Source organism: Noviherbaspirillum sp. ST9 (assembly GCF_048799745.1).
Lineage (GTDB): Bacteria > Pseudomonadota > Gammaproteobacteria > Burkholderiales > Burkholderiaceae_D > Noviherbaspirillum.
Genome location: NZ_JBLWFR010000029.1, coordinates 1 through 1,174, shown reverse-complemented (window position 1 = coordinate 1,174; position 1,174 = coordinate 1). Strand labels below are relative to the sequence as shown.

General features: G+C 44.0%; 2 protein-coding genes. Both read left to right on the top strand.

Translation table 11 applies throughout. The features are described 5' to 3' along the window. On the top strand, positions 1–328 hold a 328-nt coding region (locus ACNOHI_RS24515; protein ID WP_420477344.1), incomplete at its 5' end, for a hypothetical protein. Positions 329–370: 42 nt separating this feature from the next. Next, positions 371–1,174, top strand: an 804-nt coding sequence (locus tag ACNOHI_RS24510) for a serine hydrolase domain-containing protein (RefSeq protein ID WP_420477343.1), incomplete at its 3' end; no start/stop codon positions are given.

The window sequence follows — 1,174 nt, the reverse complement described above, 5'->3', positions numbered from 1 at the left end:
ATTGACTACAACATCCGCAGGACAAACTCAGACACCATTTGACAAAACAAAGGTCGACCTAAGCATTTACACAGGTCGTTTCTTTAGCGAAGAGCTTGCTACTTTTTATGATTTTAAGTTGATTGACGGTAAACTGATCGGGCAACATTTAAGGTCGGCGGATTTTGAGATCAAGCCCGACAAGGCTGATGAATTCAGTGCCGGGCCATGGCTGTATGGTCAGATTAAGTTCTTACGGAACGATACAGGGAACATAGCGGGCTGCACGATCTCGTTTAACCGTACCAGAAATCTGCATTTTAACAAGATTGAATTACCTGCTGAGTAGTGTTTAGTGTTTAGGTGAGCTGAAAAAATAATATCTTTAGTCATGAAATCCATTCTTTTTGCCGTACTCCTGTTGTCTTTCACACTGAGCTCGTTTGGACAGCACGCCAATCTCGTCAAAGCCGCGGACAAGTACTTTATAGAAAAAGTGGAATCCGACCATATTGTCGGTTTGAGCGCGGCACTTATTATTGACGGAAAAGTGGCCTGGAAAAAGGGCTTTGGTTACTCTGATCTGGAAAATAAAGCACCTATGACACCGGAAACAGTGGTAAATATCGGCTCTGTTACCAAAACGTTTACCTCTCTCGCCATTATGCAGTTGGCAGAAAGGGGACTGCTTGATCTGGACAAGCCGCTGAATATTTATCTGCCGTCCTTTCACCCCAGAATCCGCCCGGGCATGAACCTGCATGATATAACGGCAAGATCAGTTGTGACCCATACTTCCGGTATTCAATCCGATATATGGAAAAACTCCGACTATGAAACCGGGAAGTATACAGACGTTGTGGGTTTTATCAACGATACTTATCTCACCTATCCGGCAGGGATGGCCAGTCTTTATTCAAATGCAGGGTATAATATTCTTGGCAGTACCATCAAGGAAGTTAGCAGAGAGGATTATGCGCGATATGTTCATCGCTATATTTTATCCCCCCTGGGGATGACGAATTCAGGCTTTGCCATGGATAGACTCCGGAAACGTACAAAAATTTACGCATACGGCAAAGAGTTTAAAGAGTACGAGCTTAGGGATATCGCATCGGGCGGGCTCTATATGGATATAAACGATTTTACTAAATATGCGATGGCTCTATTGAGTGCATATAGGGGGGAACCGTCT